Source organism: Streptomyces sp. NBC_00210 (assembly GCF_045160975.1).
Taxonomy (GTDB): domain Bacteria; phylum Actinomycetota; class Actinomycetes; order Streptomycetales; family Streptomycetaceae; genus Streptomyces.
In genome coordinates, this window is sequence record NZ_CP108120.1 from 4,943,112 (window position 1) to 4,959,802 (window position 16,691).

Consider the following 16,691-nt stretch of genomic DNA (forward strand, 5'->3'; position numbering starts at 1 on the left):
ACGGTCCGCGGCCCGCCCGTGGGGAGCAGGGCGGCGGCGGACAGCGCGGCGAGGACGATGAGGCGTGGCGTCTTCATGCGGCCCGAGCCTGACGAGGGGGCGGGGGCGCGGCCGGGGAGACACGCGTGGGGCTAATCCAGAGGGAGGAGCCCCGTGTACGACACGAACGCGGACCAGGCGTCCGGGTTCACGGAGAACTCCGGTCCCCGGGGGGTCTTGGAGTCTCGTACGTGGATGGCGATGGGGGAGGTGGCGACCTCGACGCAGGCGCCGCCTTCGCCGTCGCTGTAGCTGCTCTTGAACCAGTGGAGCTGCTCGGTGTTCATAGCTCTCCCAGCATCTTCTCGATCAGGGCCAGCGACTCCCGTGGGCTGAGAGCCTGCGCTCGGATGATCCCATGGCGGTCGATGAAGACACGGACTTCCTCCGGTTCGGTGATCAGTCGGGGGTGCCCGTAGATTTCTGTATACGCCACCTCCTGCCGCCCCTTGGGAGTCAACAGGATGAACGAGCCTCCCATGCTGGGATGTTCTTCGCGATCAGTGGGCATCACCTGAAGCTCTACGGTCCGCAGCCGTCCGGTGTGCAGCAGCCGACGCAACTGCGTTTCATGGACCGCCGGTCCACCGATAGGCCGTTGCAAGACGACCTCTTCCAGTACATAGCTGAAGGTCGGAGCGGGCCAGCGTTCGAAAATCTGCTGCCGGGCCAGTCGGTCGGCCACTCGCTTCTCGATGGTCTCCTCGTCGAGCAAGGGCCGTCGTTGGGTGAAGATGGCGCGCGCGTAGTCCTCGGTCTGAAGCAGTCCCGGAACGGCCTGATTGCTGTAGTCGAGCAGCGCAACGGCCTCCGCCTCAGCCCGCGCATAGTCCCTGAACCAGTCCGGATGCCGCGTCCGCGCCTTGGCCTGGGCCTCCCGTACGTCCTCGACAGCGGCCTTCAGCACACCACCGGCGGTCAGTAACTCATCCACCCGCTCAAGAAAGTCGGGCTGTGGTGTCCGTACCCCCCGCTCAATCGCCGAGATCAGATCCTCACCACAGTGCGCGGCAACCCCCAACTCCCGCTGGCTCAGCCGGGCCTGCTCTCGCAGCACCTTGATCTGCTTGCCGAGAGCCCTGAAGAGATGCGCCGTCCCGTCCACTTCAGCCGGCCGCTCCGGCCGCTCTTCCGTCATGCCGTACCGCCTTCTCGGTCACGGCCGACGTTCCGTACAGCCTGCCGTCCGTACCCGTACAGTTACCCAGAGTCGCAAGAACACTCCTGGTCAGGTTACGGCGAACCGGCCACGCTCAGTGACGTGAAAGCCGAAACCACCACCCCCACGACCGACTTCACCCAGCGCTTCACGGCTACGCGCCGGGGCGCTCGCCTCGCCCGTCACCTGGCCGTCCATCAACTCGACGGCTGGGGTGTCCCGTACGGCAGCGACGTCTCCGACTCCGCGGCCCAGATCATCGCGGAACTGGCGGCGAACGCGGTCACGCACGGCCGTGTCCCGGGCCGCGACTTCGAACTGCGCCTCACGCTCGCCCCGACGACGCTCCGCATCGAGGTCTCGGACGCCCGAGGCGACTGCGAACCCGAGCTAAACCTGCCGAAGCCCGACGCCGAGGCTGGCCGGGGCCTCCTCCTTGTCGAGGCGTTGGCGACGGACTGGGGCGTCGGCGACCGCGTCATCGGCAAGACAGTCTGGGCAGAAGTGCCGCGATTCGCTGTGATCGAGCAGCCTCCCGCAGGCTGACACTCCACACATCTCCATGGGCCTAGCTGACGGCCGCGCTCTTCGAGGTCGCCGTTCGGACAATGATGGTCCCCCTGGCGAGGGCGGACACCGAGCTGCCGGACAGGTGAACCCGAGCCGCATGGCCCTGATCGAAGAAGCCCACGGCTCGGCCGTAACGCTCGATTCTGGTCACGGTCACGCTCAGGTCCACGGACGCGGTTCCAGGTGCGCCTCCGGGTGTGAAGGTCTGTCCAACCCGTACGACCCCTCCGACGCACCTCGCGATGCAAATCCCTCTGGATTCGCTCGCTTCTTCCATCGAATAGATCTGCAACCTACTGTGCTCTTTCATGCCTGCTGCCTCGGCATCATGCTCCAGAAGCTGGGCAAGTCGTTTCCAGGCACCAGCCATCGTTGCTTGAGTGACTCGGCGTGTTCATTCTCTTCACCGGGCATATATCCCCTCGCTTGGGTTCCGAGGGGCACCCGTCAGGGCTGGATGGGAAATGATTACTGGCTGCCGATGCGTTCGGCGATGTGACTGGGAAGCGGGTACTCGCGTTCGAGCGGAAGCAGCACTTCGGCCGCTTCGCGATTTCCGTCCTGGACCGCCTTGTGGATGTCGCCCGCCATCTGTGTCACATCCGTTATGCCGGTGATCCAGTCATCCAGGTATCTCGTGACCGCTTCCCCGGACAGTCCGATCTGAATGGCCCGGTGAGGCAGCGGGTTGAGATTTAGATCTCTGTCTGGGTCCCACTGGATGCGGACGGGGCTCGACTCCAGTTCCGCGCGCCAGTCTTCCTCGGCGCTGAAGCGCTTCCGGTCAAAATGGCTAAGGCACGCATGGGAAAGTGCCCATTCGAAGCCTTCCCGGGTGATCTCGATGGCCAGGATTCGTTCCTGGTCAGTCTTCGCCGCCCAACCGGAGCGGTACATCATCCATAGAAAGGAGGGCTTGATCCAGGTCATTCGCGTGCGTTTGAAGGGGGCCACGAAGGTGTCGGCCTTCAGTGCCGGTATAGCGATGCCGGGCGGATAGGCCTGGTACACGGTGATGGTTTCTTCAGTGAAGACGGCGCGGACTTGGTGGGTCATACGGAAGGCTCCTGCGCCCACACCTCAGGCTTTGCGAGGACCGGGCCGTCAACTACCTGCGCACCACACGTGTACAGCAGCCAGCGAAGGTCCTCCCAGGAGAAGAAGGGCTCGCCCCATGTGTCGGCCCACATTCTCAGCCGACCGTCCGGCATAGCAGTGAGATCCCACCAGGACCAACCTCTCACCTCCAGATCGGGATCGAAGCGGTACAGCCAGTTCTGCAGCTCCCAGGGCCCTCCACCGGTTTGCTCGGAGTAGCGCCGGCTCCCGTCTCGGGCGAACCCTTCGTTGGGCCCCTCGCCCCCCCGGCATACCCCGACGAACCATTCCGGAACGGTGTCGACGGAAATATCCTCACCCGCGAAGTCCTCCGACATCGCGAGCGCCAGAACGGCGTTCAGAGTGCCGCGCAGTCGTTTCGCGTAGGCGGCGGAGCTGCCCTCCACTGTCAGGTCGAAATAAGCAAGAAGGGGCGGCGCAGAACTGAATTCCGCGCGTTGGGAGGTTCGTGACCTCTCCAATTCAAGATCTTCGATTTCATGCAGCATGTCGATGGCCCCTGCTTGCGTGTTAGTGATCCTGGACGATCTTACCAGAACCGGGAATTATGTTGTCTTTCAAGTCCTGTAGCAACGAGCCCGGCATTCCGTAGAGATCTGTCCCCTTGGTTGGGTCCGAGATCTCCGGATAGTACTTCTTCACTTCCTTCCATTCGGCCTTGGTGAAATCGAGATCGCGAGGCATTTCCTGAGGTACGGCCCACTTCCGAACCTCGTCGACATAGCTCTTGGGGACGTCGAACGAAACGATCTGCCCGCTGTCGCCACGGAATTCGAGTGTGTGTTCTATTTTGCCGCTCATGTTCAGGTAGAGCTGGTTCTTCCCGGTGATTGTCACATTGCCGTTTTCATCGACATGCACGCGCTGGCTGAGCGGGTGCGTGGTCTGCTTCCGGTAGACAGTGACCTTGCATTCATCCGGTGCGAGACCCAGGTGGTCCGACCACGTGAGCGGGTTGTGGACGTATGTGGTCGGGTTTGGAGCGGGGCCCAAGCCGAGCAGATCAGGTGAGAGGTAGCGCCCGGCTTCCGGGTCGTAATGACGGAAGACGTTGTAGTGAAGCCCTGATTCGGGGTCGAAGTACTGACCGGGGAAGCGAAGGGGTGTGTACGCCGATGCGCCGCGGTTCCAGGTCGTCGTACCCCAGAGCGTGGAACGGGTCCGCCAGACGATGTCGCCCTGCTCGTCGACGAGTTCGGTGGGGGTGCCCACCAGGTCCGTGACGATCGAGAAGAAACGGCTGTCGATTTCCTCCTGGGAGGCGGAGAGAATGCGTTCCGTCTGGGTCAGGGGGTGCAGGCCCTGGTGGTCCCATGTGACAGTGACCGGATTTGGCAACTCGTCCGATACTGTCGTCTGTTCGCAGAGTGTGGCCCCCACCCACGTGAAGATCACCTCTTCCAGCACCTTGTCGCCAGCGGGTGCGAGCCGACGCTTGGCAATGCGGCGGCCCAGTGGGTCGTACAGGTAGCGCCAGACGGTGCCGTCCGGGGTGGTGACACCAACCAGGCGGTCTTCCGCATCCCATGCATAGTGCCAGGTGTCCGGCTTGCGCGAGAGGCGGGATTTCTGTCTGAGGGTGACGCGGCCCTGGGCATCGTGGTCGTACCGGATGCCCCCGGCGGCGGTGATACGTGTGCCCGCGTACGTGCGCGCGCCTGCGGCGACGTCGGAATCCGAGTGGGAGGTCGGCAAGGAGGCCGAGGTCTGGTTGCCTGCCTCGTCGTACGCGTAACGCTCCGTCCAGTTCGCGGCGCGGACGGCAGTGACGCGACCGGCCAGGTCGACCTCGAAGGCTTTGCTGCCGGAGAGCTGGTCTTCGAGGCCGGTGAGGTGACCGTCGGGGCGGTAGGTGTAGTCGCGACGTTGGATGCTGCGGCCCGCGCCGTGAACTCGTTGGCTGGTGAGGCGCCCCATTCTGTCGAACTGGGATGTCAGGCTAATGGTTTGGCCAATGTGACGGGAGATCTCGTGGCCTGCTGCGTCGTGTTCGAAGGTGAGCGTGCGCCCTGAGGCGGTGAGTGAGGTGCGCCTGCCTGCTGCGTCGTAGGTCCAGGTGCTGACTGCTCCGCTCGGTGTTGTCCGGCTCGTGCGGTGTCCGAGCTTGTCGTATTCGAAGGTGGTGGTTCGGCCGTTGACCGTTTCGGAGATGAGTCGGCCGTAGCGGTCGCGTAGGTAGGTGATGGTTGCGTCGGGATTGGTCGCTTCGGCGAGTTGATCGAAGATGTCGTATGCGAAGGTCGTGACCGTCCCAGCGGCGTCCTTGATGACGGTTCGGTCCAGTTCATCGCGCTCGTAGCGGATCGTCTGGCCGAGTGCATCGGTCCGAGCGATGAGTCGGCCCGCCGCGTCCCGGGTGTATGTGAGTGTCCGGTCGTCGAAGTCCGTCTCGGATATGAGGTGGCCGGCTGCGTCGTACTCGTAGCTCCAGGTTAGGCCTTGGGGATTGAGTACCTGGGTCAGCCGGAGCTCGTGGTCGTGGGTGAACTCGTACCGCACGCCGTCCGGGCCTGTTCGAGCCTTCACGAGGTCGAAATGGGTGTACTCGAAGCGGGACACCGCGCCCATGGCGTCTGTGTGAGTAGTGCAGTTGCCCTCGCCGTCGTACGTCCATGACTGCTCGGTGCCGTCCGCCTCGATGCGGCGCGCGAGACTGCCCTCTGGGGTCCATTCGAGACGGGTGGTGTTGCCGAGCGGGTCCGTGAGGGCGATGGGACGGCCGAAGGCGTCCCGTTCGATGCGGGTCGTTGCGCCCAAGGGGTCGGAGATCTCGATCGGCAGGCCGGCAGGGTTGCTGCGGATGTGGCTGGTGTTGTCGAGCGGGTCGGTGACAGCCGTTGAGTGCCCGGCCTCGTCGTACGCGTAGTACGTGACGGCCCCGGTCGGGTCGGTCACGCTCGTGGGGTTGCCGCGTTCGTCGTACTGCTGCCGGATCGATGTCCGGTCGGGCCTGGTGAGGCGCACTGGGAGTCCGAGCTCGTTGTACTCCGTGTGCGATTCCTGCCCGTCGGGACGCACCACAGTGGTGAGTTCACCAGCCTGGTCGTAGGCAAAGCGTGTGGCACGACCGAGGGGGTCGGTGCGGGTCAGGAGGCGGTTGTAGCGGTCGTATTCGAAGCGGGTTACCGCGCCTACTGCGTCGATCTCGGCGACGACCTGGGAGCGTTCGTTGATCACGAACCTCTTGGTGTGGCCCAGTCCGTTGGTGATGGACGTTATACGCAGACCGGTGTCCGGGTCCCTGTCGTCCCACGTGAAACGGGATTCGACATGCCCGTTCGTGCCCGACTGGTATACGCAACGGCCGAGGTCGTCGTAGACGTAGTCGTAGTGGCTGCCGTTGGTATCGGTCCACGAGGTGATGCGGCCGTGCTCGTCGTAGCCGAAGCACAGGGGTCGGTTTGAGGAGTTGGTGACTTCGGTGAGATGGCCGTGCGTGTAGCCGTAGCGGAGGATCTCCTGGTCGGTGCCGTCGGCAGCCGCTCCGGCGAGATGAAGGGCAGTGACCCTGCCGTCGCTCGTGGTGAGTTTCAGGTGGTAGCCGCCGTGATGCACGATCGACGTCGGGGCGCCGGTGTCGTCGTACTCGAAACTGATGTAGCGGCCGTTGCGGTCGTCGATTTGGGCAAGAAGCGCCAGTTCGGCGGTGTGGTCGACGAAATGCCACACCTGGCCGGTGTCGGGGTCGGTGACGGTGTAGCCGTCGTTCACCCGGTCCAGGGGCCAGCGGCGGCCATGCGTGGGCATGACGGGGACACCGGGCGCAGGATGCGGATACGCCAGCAGGCTGCCCTCGTCGCAGCTGAACACCACGCCCTCGGAGTCGATCTCCAGGCGCTGGTCCACTGTGCTTGACCAGGTCGGGCCGAACCAGCCGCCGGCGCGGTACGAGGAGTCGAAGGTGCGCCGGAACACCATGGGCAGTGAGGCCGGCAGCGCGATGTCCGTCTGCGGCAGGAGCATCCGCCCGGTCGCGACATCGACGGGGTCGCCCTCGCACTTCGTCTCGCTGCACTTCTTGCCGTTGCCGTGGGGGTCCTTGTCGTGGCCGAGACGACCCTTGCCGGGCGGGTGCTCGGCAAGGTCCTTCGCGCCGCTGCGCAGCAGTCCCTTGAGGCCGCCCGCGCCCTTGGTGCCGATGAGTTCGGGGACGAGACGGCCGAGGAACTCGGACGGGTCGCCCTTTGCCGCATCCCACGCGTTCTTCAGCGCACGGTCCGGGTTGGCGACCGTGGACGCCAGCCCGGCGAGCGTCATGTTGAGGCCCTTGTAGTACTCCGCCGGGTGGGTCAGGTTGTACGGGTCGATCGGGTTGACCGAGCGGACGAAGTTGAGGAGCCCGGCCGTGCCCTTGACGATGCCGCCGCCGAAGTGCGCGAGCTCGAAGCTCTGGCCCAGGCTGTAGTCCATGAGCTCGAGCTCGAGCTTTTTGCGGCCGGTGGGTTCCTTGGGGGCGTGCGCCATCGCCGCGGTGACGGCCGTCTTCGCGGTCTCGGCAGCTTCGTTGCGGTGGCTGCGCGCCTCTTTGAGGATTTCCTGCGCCCGCTCGCGTTTGGCCGTGCCCGGGTCGGAGAACTCATCCGGCTTGGGCAGCGGGTTGTCGCTGGTGCGTGCGGCGTTGTAGGCGTCGACCTTCTTGTTGTGCGCGTCCACGGCCTTCTTGGAGGCCTTGTCGCCCTCCTTGTACAGGGCGATCGCTTCCTTTGCCTTGCCCTGTGCGCCGGTGATCGCCTTGGAGTACGTCTCGAGAGCCTTGGCGGCGTCCTCAAAGGCATCGGCCGCGTGCAGCCAGTCGGTGGGCAGCGTCTGGAACTTCTCCCGGAAGGTGTCGGCCGCCTCGCCCTTCCAGTTGCTGGAGTCGAGTCTCTTCATCCCGGCGCCGACCAGGTCGAACGCCAACTGGAAGTCCCGCAGGTTCTTCACCGACTCGGCGATCTTCCCGGGATTGCCGTGGATCAGCTCATTCGCTTCCTCGGTTTCGCCGAGCTGCTGCTCACCGACTTCCGCGCCCAGCGATGAGGCGGTCTCGTCGCCCCAGTCCTCGACCACGTCCGCCAACTTGTGCTGGCCCATGTGGTCAAGACCGTCACCGACCTTGTCCGTTGCCCAGTCGACACCCTCGCCGACCTTCTCCTTGGCCTTGCCGATCCCCTTGTCGACAAAATCAACGCCCTTGTCGACCCACCCTCCCCAGTCCGGCATCAGTCGTGCTCCCCCCACCGCGGCTGCTCAGCCTGCGCGATCGTTTCCTCCGACGGATCGAATGTCTCGCGCATCTGCTCGTCCATCGCGTCACGAATCTTCGGGTCGATCAGACCCGAGCGCTCCATCGAGTCCATCTGCGCGTCCATCACGTCGTACCCGGTGTTCTTCCAGGTCTGGTTGACCTCTTTCTGGGCCTTGGAGAAGGACTCGGCGCTCCAGTCCGCACCGTCGAACGCGGACTGGGTGCTGATCTTGTCCCAGCTCATCGCCTTGACGTCGTCCTCGCTCAAGTGCGGGTTCCCGTTGACCGAGTTCACGCCGATCTTGATCGAGTCCTTGATGTACTGCTCCTGCTCGGCGAACGAGCCGGCCGACAGACCCACCCCCTGCGCAAAGGCATTCCCGCGCAAGGTCAGCGCTCGTACGCCCCACTCCCAGCGATCACAGAACGTCTGGAACTCCGCGGTCAGCCCGCTGTGCCCCAACTCCATGCCCGACAACGCAAGATCTGAGAAACCCCGCCCGGTCGACGCCTCGCCGATCATCCCGAGGTCCTTCAACTCGGCATGCGCCAAGTTGATGCCCGCCGCAATGGCGGCCAGCGCCACTTCCGGCGCCGCGAGATCAGGATCGCTTCCGCTCATTCCATCCCCCCGAGGTCCACCGCCGCCGCGTCCGGCACGATGCCCTGCACCGGCGGGAACAACATGCCTTCGTCACTGCCCGCGTCGAGTGCCACGCCTGCTGGTCCCGACAGCATCGGCACCATCACATCCAGCAGCCGCGCGCCCAGGATCGTCTGGTACGTCCACTCGCGCTCGGCGTCCCCCTGCGCCCGTGCAAACCGTGCCAGCGCCTCTTCGTCCGAGAAGGCACAGATCCAGCGAACCCCGCCCTGGTCCGCGGTCCACAGGCTCCCGTGCGGGTCGATCGGCACCAGCACAGCAGTGCGCCGGAATTCCCCGAGCAACACTGCAAACTCTCTGCGAGCCGCAGCGAGTTGATCCTCAGGGGGAACTGTCGGCGCCGCTCCCAGGGCAGGTGAATCTGTTACTGAATCGGCCAAATCGGTGAGTCTCAAGGGCCGTTCGGGACCCGATATGCCGTCCCCGTTGCTGGTCATGCCCGGCATGGTGCCACGAACATTTTTTTCGTAAGCAACAGAGAAAGGGGGAGAGTCGCGGCATATCGAACACGCAAGCTGCGAACCTCGATTGCCCCAGGCCGGGATCCGGCTCGGCTCAGCTCGGCCGTTGGGTTGAGCTCCGAGCTCCGAGCCCTCTTTGTGAGGAATGGTTGGTGGATTGAACCCACCCACCCTCCCCAACTCCCTCAGTGCCCAGAGGTGTTGACTTTGGGTGTTCAACTTGCCACGCGCTGTCATATGCCTCTAGCGTTCGCAGCAATAAACAACCCCGACAGGTGCTGGAACACCGGCCGGGGTCTGACCTCCAAGATCGACAAGGACCCGATCTCGTGGCTTACCTCAACTCTAGCTGTGCCCTCCCCACGCCCGCACACCCCATGGCCGGCCCGGGCTACGGCAAGCGCCCCGCGCCCGATCAAGCCCCGCGCCGCCGCGGTGACTTCGCACATCTGCCCAAGCGGGAAGCGGCCGTCGCCGCGTTCATCGACCGACTCCCCGAGGGCGCGGCGATGGACCACAAGACCCTTGCCAAAAACATCGCGGGCTACGGCCAGGCGGCGATCCGCAGTGCTCTCAAGGCACTTACGAACGCGGGCAATCTGCGCCGGATCAAAGAGCAAGTGGTCCGCGACGACGGGGTGCGCTGGGTGACGCGTACGTACTGGTCGCGGACCGCTCGCAGTGCCGCCTGGTGGCAGGAGTTCTGCCGGAGCGTACGAGGCGTGATGCTCGACGCCCCGGACGACGAGCCGGCCGCCGCGACCGCCGAGGCCGAGTCCGCACCGGAGCGCACCGCCGCCTACCGAACCCTCGCCGCTCTCGGCCGTACCGACCACCGGATGACCCTCTCCGCCGCCGACTGTGAGCGGCTGGATCCCCTTGCCGCGACCTGGCTGGAGTACGGCGCGAGCGTGAAGCACCTGATCCGTGCGCTCACTGACGGACTGCCCGACGCGATCCACAACCCTGCCGGGATCGCGAAACGACGACTGGAGGACAAGATGCCGCCCAAGCCCGCCCGCGAGCGCGAGACCGTGCTGCGCAGCGTCATGGTCTGCATGTTCTGCGACACGACCGAGGAGGACGAGCCGCTGATCAACGGCATGTGCGAGGCCTGCCGCAGCGAGGACGAGGACGACATCCCGGCCACTTTCCGCCCCGGCCCGCGCCCGGCGGACGTGGCCGCGCACGCCGACGCCGCACGCATCGCTGCTGGACTGCCCCCGAGGGGGCGCGGATGAGCGTGCAGGATGCGCCGGTCAGGGCACCATGGAGGGGAGGAGGCGACGCCATGACCCCCAGGACCACCCCCCGGCCGTCCCGGCCCCAGATGTCGGTCGAGGAGTTCGAGGAACTCGCCCGCCGTTCGCCAGAGATGGTGCGGCTGGAGTTCATTCAGGGGAAGGTCCAGGTCAAGCCCGTGCCGGATGGTGTCCACGGAGCCATCGTGATGTGGCTCCTCGAACAGTGCATGCAGCACCTGCCCGATCATCGCCTCTACCCCGAGCAGGGCCTGAAGGTCGAGACGTATCGCAGGGGGCGGGCCCGTCCGGACGGCGCTCTCGCGCCTATCGACCACTTCGTTCCGCAGGGCGAGTGGGCAGCGCCCGACGGCGTCCTGATGACCGTCGAGGTCACCTCGCACGACCCGGACACCGACAAGCGCGACCGCGTCGAGAAGCCCGACGGCTACGCGGCAGCCGGTATCCCCCTCTACCTTCTCGTCGACCGTGAAACCTGCTCGGTCACCGTCCATGCCGAGCCCGAGGGCGGCTCGTACCGAAGCATCACCACGCGCCCCTTCGGCGCCGTTGTCGAGCTCCCCGACCCGGTCGGAATCACCCTGGAGACGCAGAAGCTCAAGGACTACGCCGACTGACCTGGGTACGGAGTCGAGTACGCGGATGAGTAGCTGAACGGATCTCACAGGCGGCGGCCCGTGGCGAACTGGAGGACATGAATGACGCTCTGCCCCTCCGCAGCCAGACCAGTGACCGGCAATGGCACCGTCCCGCCTATCTGGGTCTGGTGACGCTGTTCCCGACTGCCCTCCTTGCGTGGCTGCCTGTCCTGATGTCCGAACGTTTCGGTCGTTGTCTCGGCTACGGGGAGGAGTGCGCCCCCGGCTACAACATGCTGGGCAACGTGGCCTGGTACGCGTTCTGGGGGAGTGCCGCGGCGGGAGTCGCGGCAGTGATCGTGATCTCAACGGCTGGTTGGGCGAGGCGCTTGCGGAAAACGCTCGTCCTCACCCAGCTCACGCTGCAGATCACCACGGCGACGGCGATCCTCGCCATGGCGTGATCGCTCGGAGCCCCCGGAGGGCTCCAGCCGGGCCGGGGCCCGCCCGAGGCCAGCTATTTCCCCGCCCCGCGCGCTCGTATGCTCGATTCATGACGGATCACCAGCCCGGACGCCCCGTACGGCCCACCGCCAACGCCATGCGCCGAGCCCTCAAGCGCGCCAGGGACGGGGTTGCCCTCGACGTCGCCGAGGCCGCCGTGCTGCTGCAGGCGCGGGGCGACGAGCTCGAAGACCTCGCCGCGTCCGCCGCGCGCGTGCGGGATGCCGGGCTGGAGGCCGCGGGGCGCCCCGGTGTCATCACGTACTCGAAGAGCGTCTTCATCCCCCTCACCCGGCTCTGCCGTGACAAGTGCCACTACTGCACCTTCGTCACCGTCCCTGGCAAGCTGCGGCGCGCCGGGCACGGGATGTTCATGTCGCCGGACGAAGTCCTGGACATCGCCCGCCGCGGGGCCGCGCTCGGCTGCAAGGAAGCGCTCATCACGCTCGGCGACAAGCCCGAGGACCGCTGGCCCGAGGCGCGGGAGTGGCTGGACGCGCACGGGTACGACGACACCATCGCGTACGTACGGGCCATCGCGATCCGCATCCTGGAGGAGACCGGGCTGCTGCCGCATCTCAACCCCGGTGTCATGACCTGGACCGACTTCCAGCGGCTCAAGCCCGTGGCGCCGTCCATGGGCATGATGCTGGAGACCACGGCGACACGGCTGTGGAGCGAGCCGGGCGGGCCGCATTACGGATCCCCGGACAAGGAGCCGGCCGTCAGGCTCAGGGTGCTCGAGGACGCGGGGCGCTCCTCCGTGCCCTTCACCTCCGGCCTGCTGATCGGGATCGGCGAGACGTACGAGGAGCGCGCGGATTCGCTGTTCGCGTTGCGGCGCATCTCCCGGGCGTACCACGGGATCCAGGAACTGATCATGCAGAACTTCCGCGCCAAGCCGGACACGGCGATGCGCGGTATGCCCGACGCCGAGCTGGACGAGCTGGTCGCCACCGTCGCCGTCGCGCGGCACATCATGGGGCCCTCGGCCTGTCTGCAGGCTCCGCCGAACCTGGTGGCGGGCGAGTACGCGCGGCTCATCGGGGCCGGGATCGACGACTGGGGCGGGGTCTCGCCCCTCACGCCCGACCATGTGAACCCCGAGCGGCCCTGGCCGCAGATCGACGAGCTCGCCGAGCAGTCCGCGGCGGCAGGCTTCCGTCTTGAGGAACGTCTCTGCGTCTACCCTGAGTTCGTACAGCGCGGCGAGCCCTGGCTGGATCCCCGGCTGCTGCCGCATGTGCGTGCGCTGGCGGACGCCGACACCGGACTCGCCCGCGATGTGAAGCCCGAAGGCCTGCCCTGGCAGGAGCCCGACGAGGGGTTCACCGCCGCCGGTCGTACCGATCTGCACCGGACCATCGACACCGCCGGCCGTACCTCCGACCGGCGCGACGACTTCGACGAGGTCTACGGCGACTGGGAGGCCCTGCGCGAGGCCGCCCAGCCCGGCATGGTGCCCTCCCGGATCGACACCGACGTACGAGGGGCTCTCAAGCAGGCCGCGGACGATCCGACGAGGCTCACCGACGACGAAGCCCTCGCCCTCCTCCACGCGGACGGGCCCGCGCTGGACGCGCTCACCCGTATCGCGGACGAGCTGCGCCGTGACGTCGTAGGCGACGACGTCACGTACGTCGTCACGCGCAACATCAACTTCACCAACGTCTGCTACACCGGCTGCCGCTTCTGCGCCTTCGCCCAGCGGCGTACGGACGCCGACGCGTACACCCTGTCCCTCGACCAGGTCGCGGACCGGGCCGCGCAGGCCTGGGACGTCGGTGCGGTCGAGGTCTGCATGCAGGGCGGCATCCACCCGGATCTGCCGGGCACCGCGTACTTCGACATCGCGCGCGCCGTGAAGAGCCGCGTCCCCGGCATGCATGTGCACGCCTTCTCGCCCATGGAGGTCGTCAACGGAGCGACCCGCACCGGGCTTTCGATCCGCGAGTGGCTCACCGCAGCCAAGGAAGCCGGGCTCGACTCCATCCCCGGCACGGCTGCCGAGATCCTCGACGACGAAGTCCGCTGGATCCTCACCAAGGGCAAGCTGCCCACCGCCACCTGGATCGAGGTCGTCAAGACCGCGCACGAGCTCGGCATCCGGTCGAGCTCGACGATGATGTACGGGCATGTGGACCAGCCCCGGCACTGGCTCGGCCACTTCCGGACGCTGGCCCGGATCCAGCAGGAGACCGGTGGGTTCACCGAGTTCGTGACGCTGCCCTTCATCCACACCAATGCGCCCGTCTACCTCGCGGGCATCGCCCGCCCGGGGCCGACCGTCCGCGACAACCGCGCGGTCACCGCCATGGCCCGCATCCTTCTCCACCCGCACATCACCAACATCCAGACCAGCTGGGTGAAACTGGGGGCGGATGGCGCGGCCGAGATGCTCCGCTCCGGTGCCAACGACCTCGGCGGCACGCTGATGGAGGAGACCATCTCCCGTATGGCGGGCTCGAGTTACGGCTCGTACCGCTCCGTCCAGGACCTCGTGGCCATCGCGGAGGCGGCCGGACGGCCGGCGAAGCCGCGTACGACCCTGTACGGCGAGGTGCCCGAGGAGCGGCAGCAGGCCGCGGCCGCGTCGGACGGGCACCTGCCGGAGCTGCTGCCCGTGCTGCCAGACTGACCCGCATGGCTGGGAGTGCGCGTCCTTCGATGCAGGAACTCTTCAAGCGCCGGATGCGCTTTGTGGGGCGACGTGACGAACTGGCCCTGTTCCGGGGGAATTTCGACATCCCGCCGGAGGACGAGCGGCACCGGTTCATCTTCCACATCCACGGCAATGCCGGCGTCGGCAAGACCTCCCTCGTACGCCGGCTGGAGGACGCGGCGCGTGACCGCGGGGCGTTGACGGCGTACGTCGACGAGACGGTCAACAGTGTCCCGGAGGCGCTGGCCGCCCTGTGCGAACGGTTCGAGCGGCAGGGCCACCCGCTCAAGGGGCTGGCCCGGATGCTGGCGACCTATCGGCAGCGGCGGTACGAGGCTGAGGCACTTGCCCCGGCGCCGGACCCGGCCTCCCAGGAGCCGTCCGCCGCATCGCTCGCCGCCGCCCGCGCGGGTCTCGCCGGGCTCGGGCTCCTCCCGGGCGTCGGGGCGATGGCTGGTGCCGTCGACCCCGCCCAAGTCGCCCAGGGCACCGACAAGCTGCGTGCCGCGCTCAGTGCGCGCTTTCGCAACCACGACGATGTGCAGCTCGTCCTGGATCCGCTCCGGTCCCTCACCCCCGTCCTCGTCTCCGAGCTGGAACGGGTCGCGGACCGCGCTCCGTGGATCGCGCTGTTTTTCGACACCTACGAGCGCACGGGGCCTTTCCTCGACGGCTGGCTGCGCGATCTGCTCACGACCGAGCGGTACGGATCGCTGCCCGCGAACGTTGTCGTCACCACCGCCGGTCAGCACCCCTTCGACCCGGTCCGCTGGGCCGACTGCGTCGACTTCATCACCGACCTCCCTCTCGGGCCCTTCACCGAGACCGAGGCACGCCAACTCCTCACCGCCAAGGGTGTGGTGGACGAGCCGGTCGTACGAGAAGTGCTTCAGCTCTCGGGGCGGCTGCCGGTTCTGGTGTCCACGCTTGCGGAGAACCCGGGCGCGGTCGACGACCCGAGCGCCACCGCCGTGGAACGGTTTCTGAAATGGGAGGAGGACACGGTTCGACGCTCGGCCGCGCTCGACGGCGCCCTGCCGCGCCGCCTCGACGAAGACCTGTTCCGTGCCGGAGCGGATGAGGAAGCCGCGGGCCTGTACGGCTGGGTGCGGTCTTTGCCGTTCGTCAGCGAACGCGGCGGCCGGGCCCAGTACCACGACGTGGTACGGGTCCCGATGCTGCGGCTGCGGCGCACCGGCTCGCCGCAGCGGTGGACCGCCGCGCACACCCGCCTTGCCGAGGTGTTCGCGGCCCGGTGCGCGGAGGCGGGTGACGGCATCTCCACTCTGACGCTGTGGGCGACGGAGCCCTGGCGCGCGGCGCGCATTGAGGAGACGTACCACCTGCTGTGCGCCCGGCCGAGGTCGGCACTGCCGGCTGTGCTGCGTGACGGGGTCGCGGCCTGCCGCGAGGGCGTGGTTGTCGCGCGCCGCTGGGCGCGGGCCGTCACCGAGGCCGGTGAGGACAGCGGTACGGACGAGCTGCGGGCCTGGGGGCGTGCGTGCGTCGCTGAGCTCGCCGATGAACGGCGTGGCGCCGTACGGGTGCTGGGCCTGCTGCTCGGCCGTTCCGAGCTGGACACCCGGGGCCGGGCGGACGCATATCTCGCCCGCGGCTGGCAGCTGTTCCGTGTCGAGGCGTACGAGGAGGCGCTCGCCGACTACCGGCAGGGGATCGCCCTCGCCCCGGACGATCCCTGGGCGTATCAGGGACGTGCGATCACCTACCGGGCCATGGGGGAGTTCGAGCGGGCGCTGGAGGATCTGGACCGGGCCGAGGAGCTGATCCCCGACTGGTCGGTGGCGGTGCGCGAACGCGGGGAGACCTATCGGCGCGCGGGTCGTCTGGCCGAGGCGATGGCGGAGCTGAACCGGGCGCTCGCCCTGAACCCCGACGACTACCGGGCCCACGGCAGCCGCGGCCAGGCCAAGTACCAGCAGGGGCAGCAGGCCGAGGCGCTGGTGGACCTGGACCGGGCGATCGAGCTGTGGGACGAGTACGTCTGGGCCCTGGTGCAGCGGGCCCATGTCCGGCTGCGGGTCGACGACATCGAGGGGGCGCTGGCCGACATCGACCGGGCGGACCGCCTGGCGCCGGACACCGCGGCGACGGTGGGCGAGCGCGGCGACGCCTACCGGTTCATGGGCCGCTACGAGGAGGCGATCGCCCACTACGACCGGGCGCTCGAGCTCAACCCTGCGTATGCCTGGGCCCTGGGCAGCCGGGCGATGGCGAATGAGGCGCTGGGCAGACGCGCCGAGGCGCTGGCCGATCTCGACCGTGCGCTTGTCCTGAACCCGTCCTACAGCTGGGCGGCGGCCCATCGTGAGCGGCTGGTACCGCCCCCGCCTGCTTCGTAACCGGACAGGCCACACTTCGGCCCCTGTCCGGCGGCGGAGGACTCCGCCCTCCGCGTTCGATTACAGTGCTGCGCCAGGCATACGTT

General features: G+C 67.2%; 13 protein-coding genes. 6 read left to right on the top strand and 7 right to left on the bottom strand.

The annotated features are described in order from the left end of the window. Positions 1-131: 131 nt before the first annotated feature. Both OG729_RS22545 and OG729_RS22550 read right to left on the bottom strand, forming a co-directional pair. Entirely contained in the window at positions 132-326 is a 195-nt protein-coding gene (locus tag OG729_RS22545) for a DUF397 domain-containing protein (protein WP_405807858.1), read from the bottom strand. Beyond that, positions 323-1,177, bottom strand: coding sequence for a Scr1 family TA system antitoxin-like transcriptional regulator (locus OG729_RS22550; protein WP_405807859.1), 855 nt, complete (start codon positions 1,175-1,177; stop codon positions 323-325). The genes OG729_RS22545 and OG729_RS22550 overlap by 4 nt, the downstream gene beginning before the upstream one ends. Positions 1,178-1,300: 123 nt before the next feature. Between OG729_RS22550 and OG729_RS22555 the strand changes: the two genes are divergently transcribed. Next, entirely contained in the window at positions 1,301-1,744 is a 444-nt protein-coding gene (locus OG729_RS22555) for an ATP-binding protein (RefSeq protein ID WP_405807860.1), read from the top strand. A 492-nt stretch (positions 1,745-2,236) separates the two neighbouring features. Here the strand turns inward: OG729_RS22555 and OG729_RS22560 are convergent, their stop codons facing one another. Genes OG729_RS22560 through OG729_RS22580 form a run of 5 tightly spaced genes read right to left on the bottom strand, consistent with a single transcriptional unit; the run spans position 2,237 to position 9,215 of the window. Beyond that, positions 2,237-2,824, bottom strand: coding sequence for a DUF4291 domain-containing protein (locus OG729_RS22560; protein WP_405807861.1), 588 nt, complete (start codon positions 2,822-2,824; stop codon positions 2,237-2,239). Further along, entirely contained in the window at positions 2,821-3,375 is a 555-nt protein-coding gene (locus OG729_RS22565) for a hypothetical protein (RefSeq protein ID WP_405807862.1), read from the bottom strand. Before OG729_RS22565 ends, OG729_RS22560 begins: the two co-directional genes overlap by 4 nt. 22 nt (positions 3,376-3,397) lie before the next feature. Next, positions 3,398-8,089 (bottom strand): putative T7SS-secreted protein, encoded by a 4,692-nt coding sequence (locus tag OG729_RS22570; protein ID WP_405807863.1) that lies wholly within the window; start codon positions 8,087-8,089, stop codon positions 3,398-3,400. Continuing rightward, the gene (locus OG729_RS22575; protein ID WP_405807864.1) at positions 8,089-8,736 is read right to left on the bottom strand and encodes a hypothetical protein; all 648 of its coding nucleotides are present in this window, start codon (positions 8,734-8,736) and stop codon (positions 8,089-8,091) included. Before OG729_RS22575 ends, OG729_RS22570 begins: the two co-directional genes overlap by 1 nt. Further along, entirely contained in the window at positions 8,733-9,215 is a 483-nt protein-coding gene (locus OG729_RS22580) for an SseB family protein (RefSeq protein ID WP_360867667.1), read from the bottom strand. The genes OG729_RS22575 and OG729_RS22580 overlap by 4 nt, the downstream gene beginning before the upstream one ends. A 353-nt stretch (positions 9,216-9,568) precedes the next feature. Between OG729_RS22580 and OG729_RS22585 the strand changes: the two genes are divergently transcribed. The 5 genes from OG729_RS22585 (at position 9,569) to OG729_RS22605 (ending at position 16,605) form a co-directional block, all read left to right on the top strand. Next, complete coding sequence (locus OG729_RS22585) at positions 9,569-10,480, top strand: hypothetical protein (protein ID WP_405807865.1); 912 nt, start codon at positions 9,569-9,571, stop codon at positions 10,478-10,480. Between the two features lie 50 nt (positions 10,481-10,530). Further along, the gene (locus tag OG729_RS22590) at positions 10,531-11,118 is read left to right on the top strand and encodes a Uma2 family endonuclease (RefSeq protein ID WP_405807866.1); all 588 of its coding nucleotides are present in this window, start codon (positions 10,531-10,533) and stop codon (positions 11,116-11,118) included. Between the two features lie 77 nt (positions 11,119-11,195). Beyond that, entirely contained in the window at positions 11,196-11,543 is a 348-nt protein-coding gene (locus OG729_RS22595) for a hypothetical protein (protein ID WP_360867658.1), read from the top strand. An 89-nt stretch (positions 11,544-11,632) separates the two neighbouring features. Further along, positions 11,633-14,221, top strand: coding sequence for a bifunctional FO biosynthesis protein CofGH (locus OG729_RS22600; protein ID WP_405807867.1), 2,589 nt, complete (start codon positions 11,633-11,635; stop codon positions 14,219-14,221). 5 nt (positions 14,222-14,226) lie between these two features. Then, on the top strand, positions 14,227-16,605 hold the full coding sequence (locus OG729_RS22605; protein WP_405807868.1) for a tetratricopeptide repeat protein: 2,379 nt from the start codon (positions 14,227-14,229) through the stop codon (positions 16,603-16,605). The last annotated feature ends 86 nt before the right edge of the window (positions 16,606-16,691 follow it).